Raw genomic sequence first — 22,059 nt, 5'->3', positions numbered from 1 at the left:
CGTAAGCGCAACGAAGGCAGTCCGAGCCGGATTTATGAAGAGGGCTTCGCAAATCGCGGAGACGTCATCATGAAACAGCGCAGTTCGATCAACCCCGATATGGTCGTCGACGAAATCATGAGGAAATGGCCTGCAACGGTCGCTGTGGTGTTGAGACACAAGATGCTCTGCGTCGGCTGTCCGATAGGCACTTTCCATACGGTGACTGAGGCATGCCGGGAACATCAAGTCGATGAGGGCGACTTTCTTGTCGAACTCGAATTGGCCATTCGAGGAGAACGATGACGGTCAGTCCTTTTCCCGGTTCTCGGCGAGAACCACAAGGCGATGCGCATCTTTGACCGTGACCCTCTGGCGCCCGCTGACAATTATTCCGTTCTCTTCCCATTTGCTGAGCAGCCGGCTGACGGTGTGCAGCGTCGTTCCCGTCATCTCGGCAATGTCCTGCCTCGAAATCGGGAAGTCGATTTCAATGCCACTGTCGGTCTTTCGGCCAGTCTGGTTTGCCAATCGCAACAACGCATGCGCAACCCGCTGCTCCACCTGTTCCGTCGACATCTCCACCACCCGCGTCTGCGTTTCCTGCAGCCTGCTTCCAACCGTCCTGTAGGTGGCTGCCCCAAAAACGGGGAAGCGTCGCGCCAGCTCCGGCCAAAGAGCGTTGGGCCAGGCCAGCACCACGCAGTCGACCGCTGCGACAGCGCTAGCGGGATAGGTCGTCCGGCCAAGTGCCGCGGCAACCCCAAAAATTTCGCCTTCGCTGATGTATCTGGCGATGATCTGCTGCCCATCCGGTGTGGTGCGGACGACCCGTATGTGGCCAGAGATCAGCACGAAAAACGAGTGGGCCTCGGTTTCCTGCTCGAAGATCGCGGAGTCCTTGGCGTAGCGTGACGATCGAGCGCCTTTGAGAATCTCGCTTTGCTCCTGGGGCGCCATCCCCTGGAAGAGCGGCAGCTGCGATATCAGTGATCGGTCCAGCGCAACCAAGCGGATTTCCCCACGGCCCTACGGTTCCGCGCCAATCGCGCGGCAAACCTTTCTTATCCCGAGTTTGCGCCAGCGCAAATTGTCTCGGGCCGCATCAAGCTAAATGGCATGGAACGGCGCAACGCCGCGAAGACGAAACAAAGGACAAACCGATGAAACTCTCCATCCTCGCCGCCGCAATTTCCATCCTCGCGCTCGCCGGCGGTGCAAGCGCGGAAGAGCACGTGGTGCAAATGCTCAACAAGGGCGAAAAAGGCGCTATGGTTTTCCAGCCGGCCTTCGTCAAGGCGGCGCCTGGCGACACAGTCAAGTTCGTGCCGACCGACAAGACCCATGACGCCGAGTCGATCAAGGGCATGCTTCCGGATGGCGCTGAGCCTTTCAAGGGAAAGCCCAGCGAGGAAATCATCGTCACGCTGACAAAGGAGGGTGTCTACGGTGTCAAATGCGCGCCCCACTACGGCATGGGGATGGTCGCGCTGATCGTTGTCGGCAAGCCGGTCAATCTCGATACCGCCAAGGCGGTCAAGCATCCCGGGAAGGCAAAAACGGTGTTCGCCGACCTGTTCACCCAGGTTCCTGCCAACTGACAGCAATCGATACAGGCATGCCTGCCGCACAAAGGGCGGGCACGGGCCGGACGGACCGAGGGCGGCGGTTCATCCGGCCCTGTTCATTTGGAGACACAAATCATGGGAATTCCACGCCTGCGGGCCTACGCCGGGCCTGCACTTCTTTCCTATGGGTTCAGGCCCTTCTTCTTGCTCGGGTCGCTGTATGCCGCGCTCTCCGTTCTGCTTTGGCTGCCGATCTACGCCGGCGAACTCGATGCCCACAGTGCGTTTGTCCCGGTCGACTGGCACATCCATGAAATGTTGTTCGGCTATCTGCCGGCGATCGTTACCGGGTTCTTGCTGACCGCCATCCCGAACTGGACCGGCCGGCTGCCGGTGCAAGGCCTGCCGCTGCTGGCGCTGGTTGTCCTGTGGCTCGCCGGTCGTGCCGCTGTCTTCTTCTCGGCCGATATTGGCTGGCAAGCAGCCGCGTTGATCGATGGTTCTTTTCTGCTTGCGGTCAGTGCCGCGGCGGCACGCGAAATCGTCGCGGGACGGAACTGGCGCAATCTCAAGGTGCTGCTGCCGCTCGCCGTCCTGGCTTGCGCCAACGGCGCGTTCCACATCGAGGCGCACCTTGAAGGAACGTCCGATATCAGCCGCAGGCTCGGCATGGCTGCGGCGATCATGCTCATCTCGCTGATCGGGGGGCGCATCATTCCGAGCTTCACCCGCAACTGGCTCGCCCGCGAAAATCCTGGCAGGCTGCCTGCGCCGTTCGACCGTTTTGACATCGCATCGGTAGCGATCTCAGCCATTGCGCTGGGAGCATGGACGTTCGCCCCCGGCGACAGCGCCTCAGGAATGCTCATGGCTGTCGCCGCAATCTGCCAGGCATGGCGTCTGTCGCGCTGGGCTGGCGAACGTACGCTGCGGGATCCGCTGGTGCTCATCCTCCATCTTGCATATGCCTTTGTGCCTGTCGGTCTTGCCTTGGTTTCGGCGTCGATCTTCTATCCTGCCATCGTGCCGGCTGCTGCAGGGCTCCACGCGCTCGGAACTGGTGCGGTCGGCGCGATGACGCTTGCCGTGATGACCCGCGCGACGCTCGGGCACACCGGGCGGTCGCTGAAGGCCGGGAAAGGCGCCTCGTTCATCTTCGTGAGCGTCCTCCTCGCGGGATCATTGAGGATCCTGGCTGCCTTCGTCCCCTTTGACGTGGCGATCGACATGGCCGGCACCGCATGGGTGGCGGCATTTGCCGGCTTCAGTCTGATCTATGGAACTGCGTTGATGAGGCCAAAGGCGCGGTGAGGCGGCAGGAGAGCAGGCGACCGTCCAAACGCGGATGGAAAAGCCGCTTCTGATTTGTCAGGCAATGCCGAGGTAGCCGAGGAAACGGTTCGCCCACCCCCGATGGTCCCGGACCAGCCTGAATCCCAGATTGTCGGGAGGCGTGCCAACGGCACAGCCGCCGCTTTTTCCATCGCTGACGAAGTTCGACATGTATGCCCGGTGAAGGCCTTCAAGGACGTGGACGCCGCAATTGTCGACCGAACTCGCAACACCGCTTCCATCCTCAGCCAAGGTGGTGCGGACATAGCAGGTCGAAGTCCACTCCCAGACGTTGCCGGAAAAGTCGGCGAGGCCCAGGGAATTGAAACCAAAAGAGCCACGGGTCTTGGGCAGCGGGTCCGGTTTGCGATTGAGGTCCACCTCGGCCTTGTAGCTGGTGAGCCAACGTCTGGCGGGGTTGCTGGCGTCGTTTTCGACACCCTCGAATTCGCCTGCGAACCGCTCCGCCGCGGCAAACGCCCATTCCTCGTCGGATGGCAGCCGCCATTGGTCGCCTGTAACCCCCGAATACCATTGGGCGTAGGCGTTGGCATCGAGGTAGCTGACGCCGGTCACGGGAGCGCTGCTTGGGATCGTGCGCGTCTCCTGCGCCGGCTGGCAACTGCCAGCTGTTACACAGTCAGCATAGTCATCAGCGCTGACCTGATAGGTCATGATTTCGAGCGGTTTGTCGAGCTGGCGCTTGAGGCGGGGATTCCCTTGCGGATGGCCGTCCTTCAGGAACTCGCCAGGCGTCGGATAGATTATGGAGCCGGACTGCAAGGTCGTCGTGGCAGCTGGGGAGTGAGGCTGCCGGTCCCAGCTGGCCGCCTTTATCGACAGACCCACCGGCACAGAAGTGGCCGCCATGGCGACCGCGAGAATCTTCAGGATGTAACGAGACATGGCTGTTGTCCGTGCCCGGACAGCGACGCTGTCCGGGCAATTTGGAGTGCCGTCAGTTGGTGGCGATGGGTTTAGGCGCCTCGACCTGGGTCATCAAATCATCATTCCACTCGCCCTCGACCATGAAGTGAGCGGTCGCCCCGAGTTCCACGGCCTCGATCAGATTGTGGTTGACATAGGCGTAGACGCCGGGCTGCAGGAACGTGTAGAGGGCCGAGCCCGCAGAGCCGCCACGGATGAACCAGGTTTCAAGATCCTTGGCCGGCGGATTGGCGAATTTGCCCTGTTCCCAGACATAGTCGCCATGTCCGCCGATCAGATGCGGCCGCGTATCGCGGTTGGCCTGCGAATGGACGATCAGCACGGTCTCGCCGACCTTCGCCTTCATGGCGTTGTCGCCGGTCAGCGAACCGACCTTGCCGTTGAACACCACATGCGTCGGAATCAGCCCGCGCATGACCTTGACGATGTCGTCGTAACCATCGCCCGCCGACTCGTAGCTCTTGTAATTGCCCTTCTCGTCGCGCGGAATGTAGAAGTCGCTTTCGCCGATGTAGAAGATCTTGTCGTATTTGACCGGCTTGCCCTTGTCGTTCCTGAGGCCGTCGCGCGGCAGCACCATGATGGCGCCGTTCATGCCGGAGACGACATGCCACGGGATCATCGGACCGCCAGGCGCGCAGTGATAGACAAATGTTCCGGTTCGCGTCGCCTTGAAGCGCAGCGTCACCTGTTCGCCTGGATTGATCAAGGTGAGGCCGCCGCCGCCCAGCGCACCCGTGGCTGCGTGAAAATCGATGTTGTGGGCGAGCGTGTTGGTATCAGGATTGATGAGCGTCAGTTCGACATAGTCGTCCTGGTGGACGACCATCAGCGGGCCCGGGATCGAACCGTTGTAGGTCATTGCGTTGAGCTGCGTCCCGTCCGCGTCGATGACCATCGGCTTCTCCTCGATCGTCATGGTGAATTCGACGATCTTCGGTCCGCCCTTGGCGACCTGGTCGTGCGGATGCACAAAAGGCGGTGCCACGAGCTTGATCTTTTCGCGGGCGAGCCCGCCAATCTCGGCCTTTGTTACCGTTGCCGAAAATGCCGGCAGTGCCGCCACGGCGGCAGCGCCAATCGCTGCTCCAAACAGGGCTTCGCGTCGCGTAAACATGTCAGTCTCCTATCTCTCAACCGTTGCGGATGAGCAGAAGGTATCTGACCTGACGCAGCGTCTCTTTGCGCTGGCGCAAATTGCTGGAGTTCAGTGTCGAGGAAAGCGGGCGCGAAAAGCGCAGTTGCGGGTCCAGCAGGAGGGAAGAGGTGTTGGTACGACTCGCCAGACCTGGGGTCAGCCAGGGGACTGGATCAGCGCTCCCGTCGGTCTTCCCGATCGATGAGGATCCGCTCGGCGGCTCCATCAAGATCTTCGTACTGGCCACTCCTCAACGCCCACAGGAAGCCGCCCAGGCCAAGCGCGCCAAGGAAGAGGGCGACAGGGATGAGGTAGGCAAGGGTTGTCATGAGGATCGGGCCAACTCGTTGGTGTTGGACCGTCTGGCGGGCCGCACTTCTTTCGCCAGCGAACTTGGCATGGAACCCTGCAGACGCAGTGCATTGCCAATGACAAGCAGCGATGAGGCCGACATGGCGACCGCCGCGATCAAGGGCGTGACGTGCCCGAGGATCGCGATCGGAACCGCGACAGCATTGTAGACGATGGCGATCGCGATGTTCTGCCGGATCAGGCTTCCCGCCTTGCGCGAAACGTCTATCGCCAGAGGCACAGCCAGAAGGCTTTCGCGCAGGAACACGAAATCGGCTGCGTTGCGGCCAATGTCGGCTGCGGTGGCCGGAGCGATCGAGACATGCGCCGCGCTGAGTGCTGGCGTGTCGTTAAGACCGTCGCCAACCATCAGAACTCTATGTCCGTCTTTCGCCATGGTCTCGATGCGTTCGACCTTGCCGGGCGGCAGCAGGCACGGAATGAAGTCGCCAACACCCAGCGTTTTCGCGACCTCTTGGCAGGCGTGGGCGGTGTCGCCTGATAGCATTTCCACCGAAATCCCAGCGTCGTTCAATTGCTGGACAGCCGCCCTCGCATCGGCACGCAGTGCATCATCGAAAGCGAAGGTTGCAACAATCAATCCATTCCTTGTCAGAACCGTTCCGCCATAGCCATGCTTGCCTTCGCCACCGGTCCGGGCCTTCCATCCAGCCCATCCGCGCCGACCCAGTCGCCAGGTGGTTCCGGTTTCAACGGCTTCGATTCCGAACCCGGGATGCTCGCTGACGGCATCGAATTCGTGTTGCCCGCCAGCCGTGGCAAAATCGGCTATGGCCTTTGAAAAGGGATGACGCGAATGCGCGGCCATGTCGGCCGCAATCGTCAGCATGGCGGGATCGATCGAGCTCGCATTGACCAGCCGGGGTTGGCCGAGCGTGAGCGTTCCGGTCTTGTCGAACACCGCTGTATCAATTGTTGCCAGGCGCTCCATGGCCGAACCATCCTTGACCATGATGCCGTGCTCGAACAGACGCCGAGCGGCGACCACCTGGACGATCGGCACGGCGAGGCCTAGTGCGCATGGGCATGTGATGATGAGAACGGCGATGGCGATGGTTATGGCCCGGTGCCAGTCGCCGGTCGCCGCCATCCAGCCGAGGAATGTCGCGAAGGCGGTGAGATGCACCACTGGCGCATAGAGCGCCGAAACGCGGTCGGCGATCCGGCGGTAATGCGCGCGGCCACCCTCGGCGGCTTCCATCAGCCGAACCATTTCCGCCAGGAACGAATCCTTAGCGGCGGCTGTCGCCTTGATGGTCAGCGGGCCGGTGAGGTTGAGCACGCCGGCCTGGACGGCATCATCTGGCGCCACGCTTCTGGGCGTGCTCTCGCCCGAGACCAGCGAGCAGTCGACGTCCGATGTCCCACGCGTGATCTTGCCGTCGACGGGGATTCTTTCGCCGGCCGCGATCAGCAAAAGCATGCCTGGTTCGATCTCGCCTACCGGCAGATAGTCGCGTGCGCCATCGCCGCGCAGCACCATGGCGCCACGCGCCGCGAGCTGTGACAGGCCTTTGACGGCGGTGCGGGCGCGTTCGCGCATCACGTGATCGAGCGTGCGGCCGATCAGGAGGAAGAACAACAGCGACACCGACGCGTCGAAATAGGCGTGGTCGCCATGGGTGATCGTCTCATAGAGGCTCATGGCGTAGGCCAGCGACACGCCGACGGCGATCGGCACATCCATGTTCATGCGGCCGTGACGCAGCGCATTCCAGGCTGACTTGAAGAAGATGCCGCCGGCGAAGGCGAGGGCGGGGATGGCGATCAGCGCCGAGACCCAGTGGAACAGGTCGCGGGTCGCGCCCTCAGCGCCGGACCAGACCGAAACGGAGAGCAGCATGATGTTGCCTGCCGCAAACCCGGCAACAGCGACGGCGCGGATAAGCTCCGAAAGCGTCTTGTCCTTTGCGTCGATCTCGGCTTCGAACAGATGCGCCTGGTAGCCGAGCCGCCCCAGCACGGCTACGAACGGTGGGACAATGTCGCCGCGCCACCGGACCGAGACCCGCTTTGTCGACAGGTTGACGCGAGCGGCCTCGACGTGAGCGAGTTTCCCCAACGCAGCCTCGATGCTCTGGATGCAGGCACCGCAGTGAACCGTCGGGACCGAAAGGTCGGTCTGATGAAGATCATCGCCAAGCGATCGGCTCGCCAGCCTGACTTCCTGGCTTGACGGCAGGACTGAAGTGGGACTGGCCAGATCCAACGCCATTTCAGCACCGGGTGCACAACAGCTCATTGCAGCGCTCCATGGGAGATCATGATCCTGCGTACATCGCGATAAGGTCTGGCCAGGCCGGCATCGGCGTCGATTTCGACAATCCACACACCGTCCCTTGGCATGTGCTGCGCTGCAAATTCCTGGCCCGAGGCGGGGGCGAGCGTGACGGCCTCATCCTCTTTCTCGTAAGCGGGATGGCGAAACAGCGCCTTCACGCCATGCAGGGGAACCGGCTTGCCGGCGGCGTCGGTGAGGCCATACCGGACTTCACCCCATGCGACGGTCAGCTTGCCGGTCCAGCCGAGGGCTGCCTGCGCGCGCCCTTCCTCGGCCTTTCTGTTGAATTGCTGGCTCGCCACATAGGTGTTTTCGACGACAAGACCGGTCCAGCTTGTGTTGGCAAGCGTCGCCATCGTCAGATTGACCGCGATGACCACGCCGAAAAAGGCGAGGATGATGGCCAACATGTGCCTGCCCGTGAATTCGCGGGGTTTTCGCGTGGTGGTGCTCATCTGGCGATCTCCGGCGCGTTGAAGGTGGCGGTGTATTCGTTCGACTCGAAACTCGCCTTGTCCTCGACCCGGAGTGTGAAGGTCTGCGCTTCGCCATGGATCTGGTCAGCAGGCAGGCGCACGAAAACCTTCAACATCTTCAACCGGTCGGGTTCGACCTGGATCGCAAAAGAGCGATCGGCGGGGAGGTCGACGCCAACGATGCTCATCTCTGCGCCAGGCAACCCCCCAATGGTAACGACGATCGTTCTTGGTTCGGGGATCATGTTCAGCAGCTTGACGGTGTAGCCATTGCGGATGGAGCCGTCGGACAGCTTGACGAATTGCGGATTGCGGTCGTGCAGGACATTGATCTCGAGCCGGTCGCGCGTCAGCAACGAATAGAGCAGGCCCAGGCCGATCAGTGACCACATAGCCATGTAGACGTAGGTGCGCGGCCGAAAGATCTTGCGGACATGGAAATGCGCCACCTTTTCGGAGAACTGGCCATCAGCCGTCCTGACCAGCGACGGATTGACCGAACAGGCGCCGCCCGCGGTCGCCAGCATCATGTTGGCGTTGTAGTCGGAGAGCGTCGCGTAGGAAATCAGCCCGCGCTCCTTGCCGAGCTTGTCCATGACGCCGTCGCAGGCGTCGATGCAAAGCGCGCAGGTGATGCATTCGAGCTGCTGGCCGTCGCGAATGTCGATCCCCATCGGGCAGACGGCGACGCAGGCATTGCAGTCGACGCAATCGCCGACGGGCTGCCCTGCGGCCTGGACCTTCTTGGCATGACGAGTGCGCGGTTCGCCGCGCCAGTCATTGTAGGTGACGGTCAGCGAACTTTCGTCGAGCATGGCTGCCTGGATGCGCGGCCAAGGGCACATATAGGTGCAGACCTGTTCGCGCATCAGCCCGCCGAACGTATAGGTCGTCGCTGTCAGAACGGCAACGGTGATGTAGGCGACGGGCGCTGCGGTGCCGGTGAAGAGTTCACCAACCAGCGTCGGCGCGTCGGCGAAATAGAAGATCCAGGCGCCGCCCGTCAGCGCACCTATGACCAGCCAGATGGTATGTTTCGATATTCTCAGCGCGAGCTTGTGGGCTGTCCAGGGCCCGGCATCGAGCTTGATGCGCGCATTCCGATCGCCCTCGATGGCCCGCTCGACGACCAGGAACAAATCGACCCATACGGTCTGCGGGCATGTATAGCCGCACCAGGCACGGCCAACCGTCGACGTGATCAGGAAAAGGCCGACACCGGCCATGACCAGAAGGCCGGCCACATAGTAGAATTCCTGCGGCCATATCTCGATGAAGAAAAAGTAGAAACGCCGATTAGCGACATCGAGCAGCACCGCCTGGTCCGGGGCAAACGGTCCACGGTCCCAGCGCAGCCACGGCGTCAGGTAGTAGATACCGAGCGTGATCGCCATCACCAGCCATTTGAACTGGCGAAAGCTTCCCGTTGCCCGCTTTGGGAAAATCTTCTTGCGCGCGGCATACATTGGCTGTCGCACTTTGGCGGAGTTGACCGCCTCGGCCTCGAGCCGTTCTACCTGCGTATTGTCCAGCACTGGTTTCTCCCGTCGCGGAGCTTGTGATTTCGCCGGGCAAATGTCCTGACTGGGTACAGGCAGGTCAGCGAAATACAGCGTCGAGCGGATTGTGACGCCGACTGGATTGTGCCGCGTTGATGCAGGTCAATCGCCGGCTGCACGCAAACAGATCGAGGCCCGGCAGAGCCGGGCCTCGTCGCTTGGGCGGTGAGGGCCGGAGAACAGACCCCCGTTCTTATTCTCCACCGCCTAGCGAATGCACGTAGACCGCCAGCTCCTTGACCCTGGTTTCGCCAAGGCGAGCGCCCCAGGCCGGCATCACGCCCTGTTTCGGCGCGGTGACCTGAGCGGCGATGGCCGCTTCGCTCGATCCGTAGAGCCAGATGGCATCGGTCAGATCAGGAGCGCCGAGCTCCTTGTTGCCCTTTGCATTGTCGCCGTGACAGGCCACGCAGTTTTCCGCAAAGACCTTGGCCCCGGGCCCGACCAACGATTGATCGCCGACGGTTCCGGACAGGCTGGCAACATAGGCGCTGACCTGTTTGATCTGGTCGGCGGTGATGATGTCGCCAAAGGCCGGCATTTCCGACAGTCGCGTATCCGGATCGGAGGCGAAGCGGATGCCATGCGTGATCGTCTGCTGGATCTGGTCCGCCTTGCCGCCCCACAGCCAGTCGTCGTCATTGAGGTTCGGGAAGCCCTTGGAGCCCTGGGCGCCGGAACCATGGCACTGCACGCAATTGAGCTTGAACGCGGCGCCGCCGGCGGCGACGGCGAATTCGCGCAACGTATCGTCGGCGGCAATCTCCGAGACGGTTTTCGATTCTATTGCCGTGACGTATTTGCCCTTGGCAACCTCGGCGGCAATCAACTCGTTCCCGACCTCGTTGCGGCTCGAATAGCCGAGCAGACCCTTTGTTGCGGAATGCAGCAAGGGCCATGCCGGATAGGCGATGGTGTATCCGATCGCCCAGACAATGGTGATGTAGAACGTGATGACCCACCAGCGCGGGAGCGGGTTGTTCAACTCGCGGATACCATCCCATTCATGGCCAGTGGTCGAAACGCCAGAGACTTCATCGATGTGCTCGTCGCTCATGATCACTCGTCCTCAAGGGGAATCCGGGCAGCTTCGTCGGCCAGCTTGCGGCTGCCGGGGCGAAGTGAAAACGCGATCGCGCCGACGAAGAAAAGCGCCATGGCGACCAGACCCCAGCTGTCGGCGAACTCCCGCATCAAATTGTAATCCATCGATAAAACTCCTCAGCGGTAGCCGGCGGCTTCGTCGTAATTCTTGAAATCGACCAGTGTGCCGAGCATTTGCAGGTAGGCGACCAGCGCATCCATTTCGGTCACCTGTTGCGGGTTGCCGTCGAAGTCGTCGATCTTGGCTTTCGGGTAGCGGGCCTCGAGGCCGGACGTGTCAGCGTTGGGGTCGGCCTGCGCCATCAGATCGGCATTGGCGTGTGCGATCATGTCATCGGAGTAGGGGACGCCGACACGCCTGTTGGCGACCAGATGCGTCGAGAAGTCCTTCACCTCGATCGGCGTGTCCTTCAGGAACGCATAGCTCGGCATGATCGATTCCGGCACCACCGAACGCGGATCCGTGAGGTGCTCGACATGCCATAGATTGGAATAGCGGTCGCCAACCCGGGCGAGGTCCGGTCCGGTGCGCTTAGATCCCCACTGGAAGGGGTGGTCATACATCGACTCGGCCGCCAGGCTGTAATGCCCATAGCGCTCGACCTCGTCACGGAACGGGCGGATCATCTGGCTGTGGCAGAGATAGCATCCCTCGCGCACATAGATGTTGCGCCCGACCAGTTCGAGCGGCGAGTAGGGGCGCATGCCTTCCACCTTCTCGATCGTGTTGTCGAGGTAGAAGAGCGGCGCGATCTCGACGATGCCACCCACCGTGACCACGAGAAGCGATCCAACGAGCAGAAGCGTTGCGTTCTTCTCGATCAGCGCGTGTTTGTCCATCAAGCCCATTGTCTGGCTCCTTATTCGGCAGGCTGCAGGACGGGCAGGGAGCCCGGCATGGGTTGTTCCTCGCGCTGATAGCCGAGGATGGTCATGGCGATGTTCCAGGCCATGATCAGGGCGCCGGACAGGTACATGGCTCCGCCGATGGCGCGCATGATGTAGTAGGGGTGCATGGCGGCCACGGTTTCGGCGAAGGAGTAGACCAGGAAGCCCTGCTCGTCGTATTCGCGCCACATCAGGCCCTGCATGATGCCCGATACCCACATCACCGCGGCGTAGACGACGATTCCGAGGGTCGCCAGCCAGAAGTGCCAGGTGACGAGCCGCAGCGAATAGAGCCGCTGGCGGTTCCAGAGCTTCGGCACCATGTAGTAGAGCGCGCCGAACGAGATCATGCCAACCCAGCCGAGTGCGCCCGAATGGACGTGCCCGATGGTCCAGTCGGTATAGTGCGACAGCGAGTTGACCGTCTTGATCGACATCATCGGGCCCTCGAAAGTCGACATGCCGTAGAAGGCGATGGCCATCACCATCATCCGGATGATGGGATCGGTGCGGAGCTTGTCCCAGGCGCCGGACAGCGTCATCAGGCCGTTTATCATGCCGCCCCATGACGGCATCCACAGCATGATCGAAAACACCATGCCGAGCGTCTGCGCCCAGTCGGGCAAAGCGGTGTAGTGCAGGTGATGCGGCCCGGCCCAGATGTAGAGAAAGATGATCGCCCAGAAATGGATGATCGACAGGCGGTAGGAATAGACCGGCCGGTTCGCTTGCTTGGGCACGAAATAATACATCATGCCGAGGAAGCCGGCGGTGAGGAAGAAGCCGACGGCGTTGTGGCCGTACCACCATTGTGTCAGGGCATCCTGGACGCCGGAGAAGGCCGAATAGCTCTTCGAACCGAGGAATGAGGCCGGCATCGACAGGTTGTTGACCACATGCAGCATCGCGATGGTGACGATGAAGGACAGGTAGAACCAGTTGGCGACGTAGATATGCGGTTCCTTGCGCTTCAGGATCGTGCCGAGGAACAGGATGAGATAGGCGACCCAGACGATGGTCAGCCAGATGTCCACATACCATTCCGGCTCGGCGTATTCGCGGCTCTCGGTGATGCCGAGCAGATATCCGGTCGCGGCCATGACGATGAAGAGCTGGTAGCCCCAGAACACGAACCAGGCGAGATCGCCGCCAAAGAGCCGGGCGCGGCAGGTTCGTTGCACGACATACAGTGAGGTGCAAAGCAGCGCATTGCCGCCGAAGGCGAAGACGACGCCCGACGTGTGCAGCGGGCGCAGGCGGCCGAAGTTGAACCAGGGCTGGATGTTGAGCTGGGGGTAGGCAAGCTGCAGCGCGATGACCACGCCGACGGTCATGCCGACGACGCCCCAGAACATGGTGGCAATGGCGCCGTAGCGGATTGGGCCATCCATATAGGCGGACGGGTCGATCGGAGCGGCTGCTTCGAAGCTCGTGTTGCGCATGAGGACCGCGATAAAACCCAGCAACACGAGGAAAAGCACCCACATATGCTGCCGGAAAGGCTCATCCACGCCAAAGCCAGCGGCTACAAAGGCCGCAAATGCGAAAAGCCCCAAAGCTACAATCTCTGTGCCAAACTTCATGACATGTCCCCGATTGCGGATTCCGATATGCCGCGCCGGAAGCAATCCATCAGTCGCCCATCCGCCGCCTTGATCCATGTCAAAGCCAATTGCTTTTGAATTGGGCAGCGTGCGATCCGCACAGGATCAGGAGACTGGTATTGAATCGGAGGAGGGAGCTTGAACTGTCGGTCTTCGACGTCGCTCGCGAACATTTGGTCCTGGCTGGCCAATCCGCCAGCGGGAAGGACCCAGGAGCCGCCATGAAGAGCGCGCATCTTGAGAAACTGCTGCTTTGCGATGTTCTAGAAAACATCGCTGACACCTTGCCCAACGTCGACTGTTTGACATGCCTCAACACGGCAAACGTGATTGTTCCGCTGCTGCGCAACACGCATCAGTATGAAGAGACGGTGATCTTTCCCACCTATGAGGCGGCCTCGACAGGCAACGCCAGTCCAGCTTCAACCCGGCGCTTGCGGGCCGAGCACGTCGAAGACGAATGCTTTGCCGGCGAGGTGACTGAAATCCTGCTGGCGATCGGCCACGGCAAGAAAATTGAGAATGCCGAGGCCATCGGCTTCATGCTGCGCGGTTTCTTCGAAAGCCTGCGCAGGCATATCGCATTTGAACGCGAGCATGTGTTGCCCGTCATCGGAATCGTCGATGTTGATTAGGTTCCGGAGCGCCGCTCCAATCGGCTTAGGTTTTCCACCGTCACATGCCGGTTGTTCTCAATCCGGATAACACCGTCTGTTCGCAGCCGGGTCAGCTGGCGGCTTACCGTTTCGATCGTCAGGCCGAGGAAATCGGCGATGTCGGCGCGTGTCAGCGGCAGGTCAAAGGCTGCGGAATTAACAATCGGGTCCAGCGTGGGATCGATATTCCTGGCGATCATCAGAAGAAAGCTTGCCACTTTCTCCGAAGCGGTCTTGCGCCCCAACGTCACCATCCATCCGCGTGCTTCGTCGAGTTCGCTTAGCGCCTGGCTGAACAGACGGCGCTCGAACCCTGACGACTCTTTCATCATCCGTTCGATCGTCGCCTTGGGAAAAGAGCACAGCGAAACTGCGGTTGCCGCTTCCGCGCTGATGACGCTTTCTGTCTTGAACGGTCGCCCCAGGAAGTCCGGTGCGAACTGCAGGCCGACGATCTGCTGACGTCCGTCCGAAAGGCTTTTGGTCAGCTTCACGACGCCGGATAGCACGTTCGAGTAGCTGTCGATGGTCTCGGCATCACCGATCAGTTCCACCCCTGGCTCGACTCCGTGCTTCGAGGAGGTCTTGGCAAGTGCGACAAGCTGGTCCGGATCGAGTGCCCCGCAGACGCCGCGGTGCCTTGCCTCGCAAGATTGGCAAAGCACGGGAATGTCGTCGCTGTGAACATCCTGGCGCACTGTCATCATGATCGTCCAAAAGATACTACGTCCCGGCAAGCTGGCATCGGCATCTAAGGCACTCTTGCGGCAGTTTGACCACATGCGGCATTGACAGAGATCAAGGCTCGATTCTTTGATGTGGGCAATGTCGCATCATGCAAAATGAAACAGACAGCGACCTGCGGCCGGAGTTCGTTGCTAGGCTTGGTGAAAACGTCCCGCGCTACACGAGCTACCCAACGGCCCCGCATTTCCATCCAGGCGTTGATGCCGCCGTTTGTCGCGGCTGGCTGCAAGCACTCGATGATGGCGACGAGATTTCGCTCTATCTGCACATCCCTTACTGCGACAAACTCTGCTGGTTTTGTGCTTGCCACACCAAGCAGACCCGGCATTACGAACCGGTGACCGCCTATCTCCGCTCATTGCATGCCGAGATCGCAACGGTCGCCAGTCTTGTCGGGTGCAAGGGCCGCGTGCGTGCGGTGCACTTTGGCGGTGGTTCTCCCACCATGCTCAAGCCCAAGGACCTGGTGGCGCTGGGAGCCGTCCTGCGCAACAGCTTCGCATTTCTTCCCGACGCCAGGATCAGCGTCGAAATCGAACCCAACGATATGGACGAAGCCCGCCTCGATGCACTCGCCGAAATCGGCATGACAAGGGCCAGCCTCGGCGTCCAGGATTTCGATCCGAAGGTTCAGAAGGCGATCAACCGCGAGCAGAGTTTTTCGCAGACCAAAGCGGTTGTCGACGGCGTTCGTTCACGAGGTGCCGAATCCGTCAATTTGGACCTGCTCTACGGCTTGCCGCACCAGACGAGGGAGAGCGTCTCCTCCACCGTTGCGCAGGCGCTGACCCTGGAACCAGACCGGATTGCGCTTTTTGGTTACGCCCATGTGCCGTGGCTCAAGAAACATCAGACGATGATCGACGAGGCATGGCTGCCCGGTCCCGCGGAGCGATTTGCTCAATCGCAACTGGCGGCGCGGGCGATCGTGGACCAGGGCTACGAAGCAATCGGCATCGACCATTTCGCCAAGCCGGGTGATACGCTCGCGCTTGCCGCTCGCGCCGGGACGCTGCACCGCAACTTTCAGGGCTACACGGAGGATCGCTGCGAAACCTTGGTCGGCCTTGGCCCATCGTCCATCAGCCAATTTCGGCAAGGCTATGTACAGAACATGCCTTCGACCGCTGAATATGGACGCATGGTTGCTGACGGCGGGCTGGCCGCTGTGCGGGGTATCGCGTTTTCCGACGACGACCGCGTTCGAGGCTGGATCATCGAGAGGCTGATGTGTGACTTCGCCTTCTCGGCAATAGATCTGGTTGAGCGCTTTGGCGAAGCTGGCCAAAGGCTCCTCAGCAAAGCAAGTTCCACTGCCCTTCTTGATCCTGCGCGCATGCTTGAACTGGATGGCGACCACTTCGTCGTGCCTACGGAAAGCCGCCCCTTTGTCAGAAGCGTCGCCGCGAAGTTCGACAAATATCTCGAAACCGGAAAAGCAAGGCATTCAGTAGCGGTATGAGCGCCGGCACGGTCAGAAATGCTCGCCGGCCTTGAACGGCCCGATACGGGTGCCGGCTGCGATCAGGTAGGCGGTCGACCAGCCGATGAGCAGAAACCCGTTCACGCCCTCTAACGCCGCCAGGATGCGCCACGCATGAGCGGGCACGATGTCCCCGTAGCCGACGGTCGAAAAGGTAATGGTCGAAAAATAGAGCGCCGTTTCGAAATCGGCGAAGATATCGAGCAACCGGTATAGCCCGGCCCAGAGCCAGACCTCCGCGGTCATAACGGCAAAGAGCCCCATCACCACGCTGATCATCGCGACGATGCGGCTGCGGCGCCCGTGCATGCGAAACCGGGCGACCAGGTGTCCCATCGCGTGTGTGACGGCGATCAGACCAAAGGTATGAATCAAGACTGTCAGGCTTATGACGACGGTGCCGATGAGCAGATTGAGGATCATCGTCGGAAGGTAGAGGTTGCCGCGGCGCCTTCCTTGCTCGAAATCAAACCGGCAGGCTTCGCCTATAGGGCACAGATTGTCGACCGTGTCAGGAACCGCTTCTCCCGTCCATTGTCGAGCGAGAACATGCCGCCGCGACCCGGCACCACGTCGATGATGAGATCGGTATGCTTCCAGGCCTCGAATTGCGACGCGCCGATGTAGAAGGGCGCGTCACCGATGTGGCCGAGCAGCACATCCTGGTCGCCGACGATGAAGTCGGCACGCGGATAGCACATGGGCGAAGAACCGTCGCAGCAGCCGCCGGATTGATGAAACAGCACCGGACCGTGCTCGGCGACAATCTCGGCGATCAGTTCAAGAGCCGCCGGTGTCGCTGTCACCTTCGCTTGCATGGTCTCTTCCGATTTCCAATGTGGGGACGCGGCCCCTTGTGGAGCCGCGCCTGTGAGTCGAAGATGCGATCAGAAGAAGCCGAGCTTCTTCGGGCTGTAGCTGACCAGCATGTTCTTGGTCTGCTGGTAGTGGTCGAGCATCATCTTATGGGTCTCGCGGCCGATGCCGGACTGCTTGTAGCCGCCGAAGGCCGCATGCGCGGGATAGGCGTGGTAGCAGTTGGTCCAGACGCGGCCCGCCTGGATCGCGCGGCCGAAACGGTAGGCGCGGTTGCTGTCGCGTGTCCAGACACCAGCGCCGAGGCCGTAGAGCGTGTCGTTGGCTATACTGAGTGCTTCGTCGTCATCTTTGAAGGTCGTGACCGAAACCACTGGCCCGAAGATCTCCTCCTGGAAGATGCGCATCTTGTTGTGGCCCCTGAACACAGTCGGTTTGACGTAAAAGCCACCGGCGAGATCGCCGGGCAGGATATTGCGGGCGCCGCCGGTCAGCAACTCGGCGCCTTCCTGGCGGCCGATGTCGATGTAGGACAGGATCTTTTCCAGCTGCTCGGACGAGGCCTGGGCACCGATCATCGTCGCTGGGTCTAGCGGATCGCCCTGCACGATCGCCTCGACGCGCTTCAGCGCACGTTCCATGAACCTGTCGTAGATCGATTCATGGATGAGCGCACGGCTAGGGCAGGTGCAGACCTCGCCCTGGTTCAATGCGAACATGACGAAGCCTTCGATTGCTTTGTCGAAGAAATCGTCGTCCTCGGCGACAACATCCTTGAAGAAGATATTGGGTGACTTGCCGCCCAGTTCCAGGGTGACGGGGATCAGGTTCTGGCTGGCATATTGCATGATCAGCCGGCCAGTCGTGGTTTCGCCGGTAAAGGCGATCTTGGCGATGCGCGGCGACGACGCCAGCGGCTTGCCGGCCTCAAGACCGAAGCCGTTGACGATGTTGAGAACGCCTGGCGGCAGCAAATCACCGATAAGATCGGCCCACAGCAAGATGGCGGCCGGGGTCTGCTCGGCAGGCTTCAGAACCACGCAGTTTCCGGCTGCAAGTGCTGGAGCAAGCTTCCAGCAGGCCATCAGCAGCGGGAAGTTCCATGGGATAATCTGGCCAACCACGCCGAGCGGCTCATGGAAATGATAGGCGACCGTATCGTCGTCGATCTGCGAAAGGCTGCCTTCCTGACCACGCACGGCGCCGGCGAAATAGCGGAAATGGTCAATGGCGAGCGGCAGGTCGGCGGCGGTCGTTTCGCGGATCGGCTTGCCGTTGTCCCAGGTTTCGGCGCATGCAAGGAGATCGAGGTTTTCCTCCATGCGGTCGGCGATGCGGTTGAGGATGAGCGACCGCTCGGCAACGCTGGTGCGCCCCCAGGCGTCCTTGGCGGCATGGGCTGCGTCCAGGGCTGCTTCGATGTCCTGGGCATCCGAGCGCGCGACTTCGCACAGCAGCTGACCGTTTACCGGCGAGAAGTTCTCGAAGTAGCGGCCGGAGCGGGGTTCGGCCCATTTGCCGCCGATGAAATTGCCGTAGCGCTTGTCGAAGGGCGCCTTGACCGGGCGCGAGAATTCTACCTTGTTCATACGTCTTCCTCCCAAAACTGACGTCGCGGGATGCGACGCTTCGGAAAGAAACTTGCGACCTCCCACTGCTGTTGCCAATGCGCCGGGGACAGTGGGCGGGCGAGGTGTGTCGCAGAATTGCGACAGTCATGCGACGGTTTGAAGGTCAGTGGGATCTGTGGACGTCCAGACGGTTGAGTTTGCGGTGGAGGGTGGCGCGACTGATGCCAAGCGCGTGAGCCGCGGCCGAGACATTTCCGTCTGCCCGCGCCAGCGCCCGCTGCAGAACGCCGCGTTCCGCCTCGGCGAGGACTTCGAGGCCGCTCTTGGCCCAGCCGAGCAGATCGGCCGCAGGCATAGGCTTGTCGAGACACTGCTGTGTAAGTCCTAGGGCCAGGCGAGCCGAACGGGTCGCGCCGACCACAAGGTCGTCTGCATCAACCGCGATCAGCGCGCCGGAACCTTTGTCCGCTACTGGCGCCAGCAGAATTCGCGCCCTCGCGAACGCCATCTTGAAGTTCTCCGCCTCGATCCGGCGCGCCGCGTCGACCACGGCCATCGAAATAAGATTGGAGAAGACCTCGGTCAGATCAGCCCGGCAGGAAGAAACGTCAAGCGCAGCGATAAGATCTCCCTTGTGATCGTAGATCGGCGCGGTGGTGCAGCTCAGCCCGGTGTTGCGCGTATGAAAATGCTGATCGCGGTGGATCGTCAACGCCCGCTGTTCGACCAGACAGGTGCCGATACCATTGGTGCCCTCGCTCTGTTCGTTCCAGACGGAGCCGGTCCACAAACCCCAGGAATGAAACGTCTCATCATCCACAGGCGCGCCGCGCCGTTCGACCGGCACGCCGTCACGATCGGCAAGAAGGACGCAGCACCCGACGCCGCCTACCGCAAGATAAAGCCGGTCCAGGCTTGATTGAGCGGCCCGGACAAGCGGCTCGATGCGTTGCCGAGCCTCTCCCAATTCCGCCTCTGTCAGATAGCGTGGAGGGCTGCAATCGGTCGGATCGAGCCGATGCAAACTGGAAGACCGCCGCCAGGAGGCGACCAGCGCGGACTTCGCCGCCGCGTCCGAAGCGATCGCGGCCTGAACACGGTCGGCATGATGACCGGATAGATCCTCACCCATGCTTATCCTCCCAGAACCCCAGCTCTTCCTTTCGGTTTCTGCACCCAGTCTGTCTCAAGACAGGGGAACGCTGTCATCGCGTCTGCTTTTCCGCTTTCAATCCTCACACTGTCAATTCGTCGGAAGAACTAGAGAGGCAAACGTTGATCGCTTTGTCTGGCCGAACCGATGGTCGTCCTCAGGGGGAATGTTCCAACATCTCTGCCGAAGCGAACCTCTCAGTTGACGTCCAGACAGCCTACTCAAGCGAGATTTGGCATTCATTGATCGAGAGCAAAGTTTCGCGCGATGCGCCAGGAGGTGACGTGAGATGGATTTTCTCGGCTCTTCGGACGAAGACGCACCGGCGAAGACCGAAAGCTTGCGAATATTCATCAGGGCAGGGGCAGTGTGATCTCGCGATTCCCCCCGGTTGACGCCGCCGTTGCGGCGCCATAGTCCATTGTCGGCGCACAGCCATATTAGTCGAATGATACCCACAATTGGCGGCTCGCCCAGGCCTTGTCCTGCTGGCCATTGAGGATGACGGATGACCAAAGCGTCACGAACGAGGGTGCAGGCATTCGACCATTCCGAACTCGGCTTACAGCCCGCCGAGCTTGAGATCGTAAAAAGGTGCGAGTCTGAACTTGCAAAACTGGGTCGGCGGACGGCCGAACAGACATTCGACGCTGGCGAGCAATTAGCCATAGCGGCGAAACTGATCCCAAAGAGAACGTTCGGCAAATGGGTCGCCTCGGTGTCCGGCTACACTCGCCAGCATGCCTACAGTTTCATCAAGATATCGGCCGTCCTTAAGGCTCATAGAGCGCGGTTGGTTCAAGCAAGGGTACCTGCCAGCGTCATGGGCAAGCTGGCCAATTCTCCCAACCATGTGCATCGGGTGCTTGCCGAATTCGAAGCCGGACGGCAACTAACAGTCAAACAGGTCGAGGCAATGATCGGCGGAGGTGAGAATGAAGAGCCTATCGACCTGCCGAACGTTGGCGGCATCGCTGGTCTTAGGGCGAATGCGCAGGCGAAGCTAAAGCTTGGCATCTCGGAAATCGCCCGAAATATAGCCGAGATCATTGGCCATATCGAAACCGCGCTCGCCCCCGCAATAGACGGCAAGCGCGTGTTGAAGGGGCGGTTAGCTGACAGGATCGAACGCCTGGCGAGGATTGCTCGCCTCCAACTCGAGAACGTGGCGCTGTTCGTCGAGTTGAACCCGAACAATGCGGCAGCCTCCCAGGTGGTTCGTTTCCCGGAACGCAGCAAATGGCGGGAAGTGGTTGAGGTGCTGTGGGTACTGGGCGGTCGCGACAGCTGGCCGCGCGTGGAACTAGCCCCTTGGCTCTCCGGAAGCGTACTTCCGCTTCTTGCCTGGTCGATCGACAACGGCAAACCGGATTCAACTAGGCCCGAAGCCTGATGTCGGCGTGCAATCGGTAAAATGATTTTACAGAAATTCTGAAGGCCACGTCCCGGTTTCCATCGGACGGCCGCGTTCCCGCCACTAAGCGCACGCACAATCAGCTTTTGGCCTACTGATGCCAGCTTGAGCGCGTCTTCAGCAATCTACGCTCAAGCGGCACTCCCGTTCCTATGGGTCATATTCTGGATGTCTACGGATGGGGCAGGATCAGGCAGACACCGTACATGCCGCGACTACGTACGCGGTCCGCTTCTCGTGCCGTTTGATCAGGCGGTCCCGCATTAGGCGCGAAAGCCTCTCTACCCAAAAGAGTCCGGCGAGTTGATCTATCTCGTGCTAATGGCAGGCGGCCAGGCGCAGCAGCATCGAGCGACATCACTCCGGGTTTGCTGGCGCGAAGATTGCGATCTGCGGAAAAACCGCGATCGATAATCCGGAGACGAGGTGTAGATTCTCGTGGCTCCACAGTCAAAACCGCACTTTTTTTGGGCATTTAGGTAGGAAGAATTGCCCATCACGACGGTCGTCCAATCCTAGAAGCGTACCCTCTTGCCGGCCTCTAAGCGACGGCGTGCATCAAATTAAACTAGGCCATGAATCCTTCGTGAAAGGGATTCATGAGCCATAGAGAAGGATACAATTCTTTGGAAGGCAGAGTTGAGAGTTATTGTGCTCGTGAAAACCTAATTAGAAGTTTGTATCGAAGCAGTCCTTGAGATTTTAATTGTCAATACGAGCGCGGGTTTTTCAAATGAAATGTAAATGATTTGCAGTGACACAGAATTGCCTCATTTAATCAACCGAATTAGGCGGTCTCGGAGGTCTCAAGATGACGGCAAGCAGCGGAAAACGGGAACGGCCGGATAGCGAAATCGCCGGGAATTTAGCGGCGCGACCTCAAGGATGGCAATGCCAGAGGGATCGCCACTTTTTTTGTGTGTCGCCTGCAAGTCGAGGAGAGCTGGCTTCCATGGGTCGCGATCCCGCG

General features: G+C 60.6%; 22 protein-coding genes. 6 read left to right on the top strand and 16 right to left on the bottom strand.

Annotated elements, in window-relative coordinates:
* Positions 1-69 precede the first annotated feature (69 nt).
* Positions 70-285, top strand: a complete 216-nt coding sequence (locus NKI69_RS02070; protein ID WP_352719797.1) for a DUF1858 domain-containing protein — start codon at positions 70-72, stop codon at positions 283-285.
* Between the two features lie 3 nt (positions 286-288).
* Here NKI69_RS02070 and NKI69_RS02065 read toward each other — a convergent pair whose 3' ends face one another.
* Positions 289-990 carry a Crp/Fnr family transcriptional regulator gene (locus NKI69_RS02065; RefSeq protein ID WP_352719795.1) on the bottom strand — a complete coding sequence of 234 codons (702 nt, stop codon included), beginning with the start codon at positions 988-990 and terminating at the stop codon, positions 289-291.
* A gap of 152 nt (positions 991-1,142) precedes the next feature.
* On the opposite strand from NKI69_RS02065, the gene NKI69_RS02060 reads away from it, so the two are divergent.
* Together NKI69_RS02060 and NKI69_RS02055 are read left to right on the top strand one after the other, a co-directional pair.
* The gene (locus NKI69_RS02060; protein ID WP_352719793.1) at positions 1,143-1,580 is read left to right on the top strand and encodes a pseudoazurin; all 438 of its coding nucleotides are present in this window, start codon (positions 1,143-1,145) and stop codon (positions 1,578-1,580) included.
* 102 nt (positions 1,581-1,682) lie between these two features.
* Positions 1,683-2,858: an NnrS family protein gene (locus NKI69_RS02055; protein ID WP_352719791.1), complete on the top strand. Its 1,176-nt coding sequence runs from the start codon at positions 1,683-1,685 to the stop codon at positions 2,856-2,858.
* 57 nt (positions 2,859-2,915) lie between these two features.
* Here the strand turns inward: NKI69_RS02055 and NKI69_RS02050 are convergent, their stop codons facing one another.
* The 10 genes from NKI69_RS02050 to ccoN form a co-directional block, all read right to left on the bottom strand.
* Entirely contained in the window at positions 2,916-3,785 is an 870-nt protein-coding gene (locus NKI69_RS02050; RefSeq protein ID WP_352719789.1) for an SUMF1/EgtB/PvdO family nonheme iron enzyme, read from the bottom strand.
* A gap of 52 nt (positions 3,786-3,837) precedes the next feature.
* Positions 3,838-4,944: a copper-containing nitrite reductase gene (nirK, locus tag NKI69_RS02045; RefSeq protein ID WP_352719787.1), complete on the bottom strand. Its 1,107-nt coding sequence runs from the start codon at positions 4,942-4,944 to the stop codon at positions 3,838-3,840.
* A 194-nt stretch (positions 4,945-5,138) separates the two neighbouring features.
* A complete protein-coding gene (gene ccoS / locus NKI69_RS02040; protein WP_352719784.1) occupies positions 5,139-5,294 on the bottom strand; it encodes a cbb3-type cytochrome oxidase assembly protein CcoS in 156 nt (51 codons plus the stop codon).
* On the bottom strand, positions 5,291-7,579 hold the full coding sequence (locus NKI69_RS02035; protein ID WP_352719782.1) for a cation-translocating P-type ATPase: 2,289 nt from the start codon (positions 7,577-7,579) through the stop codon (positions 5,291-5,293). The genes ccoS and NKI69_RS02035 overlap by 4 nt, the downstream gene beginning before the upstream one ends.
* Entirely contained in the window at positions 7,576-8,073 is a 498-nt protein-coding gene (locus tag NKI69_RS02030; RefSeq protein WP_352719779.1) for a FixH family protein, read from the bottom strand. Before NKI69_RS02030 ends, NKI69_RS02035 begins: the two co-directional genes overlap by 4 nt.
* On the bottom strand, positions 8,070-9,629 hold the full coding sequence (gene ccoG / locus NKI69_RS02025) for a cytochrome c oxidase accessory protein CcoG (protein ID WP_352719777.1): 1,560 nt from the start codon (positions 9,627-9,629) through the stop codon (positions 8,070-8,072). Before ccoG ends, NKI69_RS02030 begins: the two co-directional genes overlap by 4 nt.
* 217 nt (positions 9,630-9,846) lie before the next feature.
* Complete coding sequence (ccoP, locus tag NKI69_RS02020) at positions 9,847-10,710, bottom strand: cytochrome-c oxidase, cbb3-type subunit III (protein ID WP_352719775.1); 864 nt, start codon at positions 10,708-10,710, stop codon at positions 9,847-9,849.
* Positions 10,711-10,712: 2 nt separating this feature from the next.
* Entirely contained in the window at positions 10,713-10,862 is a 150-nt protein-coding gene (locus tag NKI69_RS02015) for a cbb3-type cytochrome c oxidase subunit 3 (protein WP_127297376.1), read from the bottom strand.
* A gap of 12 nt (positions 10,863-10,874) precedes the next feature.
* Complete coding sequence (gene ccoO / locus NKI69_RS02010) at positions 10,875-11,606, bottom strand: cytochrome-c oxidase, cbb3-type subunit II (RefSeq protein ID WP_352719773.1); 732 nt, start codon at positions 11,604-11,606, stop codon at positions 10,875-10,877.
* An 11-nt stretch (positions 11,607-11,617) separates the two neighbouring features.
* Positions 11,618-13,228, bottom strand: a complete 1,611-nt coding sequence (gene ccoN / locus NKI69_RS02005; protein ID WP_352719771.1) for a cytochrome-c oxidase, cbb3-type subunit I — start codon at positions 13,226-13,228, stop codon at positions 11,618-11,620.
* Between the two features lie 242 nt (positions 13,229-13,470).
* Between ccoN and NKI69_RS02000 the strand changes: the two genes are divergently transcribed.
* Positions 13,471-13,884 carry a hemerythrin domain-containing protein gene (locus NKI69_RS02000; protein WP_352719769.1) on the top strand — a complete coding sequence of 138 codons (414 nt, stop codon included), beginning with the start codon at positions 13,471-13,473 and terminating at the stop codon, positions 13,882-13,884.
* On the opposite strand, the gene NKI69_RS01995 is transcribed toward NKI69_RS02000, so the two are convergent.
* A complete protein-coding gene (locus NKI69_RS01995) occupies positions 13,881-14,609 on the bottom strand; it encodes a Crp/Fnr family transcriptional regulator (RefSeq protein WP_352720101.1) in 729 nt (242 codons plus the stop codon). The genes NKI69_RS02000 and NKI69_RS01995 overlap by 4 nt on opposite strands.
* A 155-nt stretch (positions 14,610-14,764) precedes the next feature.
* Between NKI69_RS01995 and hemN the strand changes: the two genes are divergently transcribed.
* Positions 14,765-16,114, top strand: a complete 1,350-nt coding sequence (hemN, locus tag NKI69_RS01990) for an oxygen-independent coproporphyrinogen III oxidase (protein WP_352720099.1) — start codon at positions 14,765-14,767, stop codon at positions 16,112-16,114.
* 12 nt (positions 16,115-16,126) lie between these two features.
* On the opposite strand, the gene NKI69_RS01985 is transcribed toward hemN, so the two are convergent.
* The 4 genes from NKI69_RS01985 to NKI69_RS01970 all read right to left on the bottom strand — a co-directional run bounded on the left by NKI69_RS01985 (position 16,127) and on the right by NKI69_RS01970 (position 19,654).
* Positions 16,127-16,558 (bottom strand): potassium channel family protein, encoded by a 432-nt coding sequence (locus tag NKI69_RS01985; protein WP_352719767.1) that lies wholly within the window; start codon positions 16,556-16,558, stop codon positions 16,127-16,129.
* A gap of 62 nt (positions 16,559-16,620) precedes the next feature.
* Entirely contained in the window at positions 16,621-16,953 is a 333-nt protein-coding gene (locus NKI69_RS01980) for a DUF779 domain-containing protein (RefSeq protein ID WP_352719765.1), read from the bottom strand.
* 69 nt (positions 16,954-17,022) lie between these two features.
* A complete protein-coding gene (gene adh, locus NKI69_RS01975; RefSeq protein WP_352719763.1) occupies positions 17,023-18,540 on the bottom strand; it encodes an aldehyde dehydrogenase in 1,518 nt (505 codons plus the stop codon).
* A gap of 145 nt (positions 18,541-18,685) precedes the next feature.
* Positions 18,686-19,654 carry a helix-turn-helix domain-containing protein gene (locus NKI69_RS01970; RefSeq protein WP_352719761.1) on the bottom strand — a complete coding sequence of 323 codons (969 nt, stop codon included), beginning with the start codon at positions 19,652-19,654 and terminating at the stop codon, positions 18,686-18,688.
* Between the two features lie 529 nt (positions 19,655-20,183).
* Between NKI69_RS01970 and NKI69_RS01965 the strand changes: the two genes are divergently transcribed.
* The gene (locus tag NKI69_RS01965) at positions 20,184-21,068 is read left to right on the top strand and encodes a hypothetical protein (RefSeq protein WP_352719759.1); all 885 of its coding nucleotides are present in this window, start codon (positions 20,184-20,186) and stop codon (positions 21,066-21,068) included.
* Positions 21,069-22,059 lie beyond the last annotated feature (991 nt).

Source organism: Mesorhizobium sp. M0491, assembly GCF_040321265.1.
Lineage (GTDB): Bacteria > Pseudomonadota > Alphaproteobacteria > Rhizobiales > Rhizobiaceae > Mesorhizobium.
Note: the sequence above shows the minus strand (reverse complement) of the source record. Positions and strands in the feature narration are given on the sequence as shown.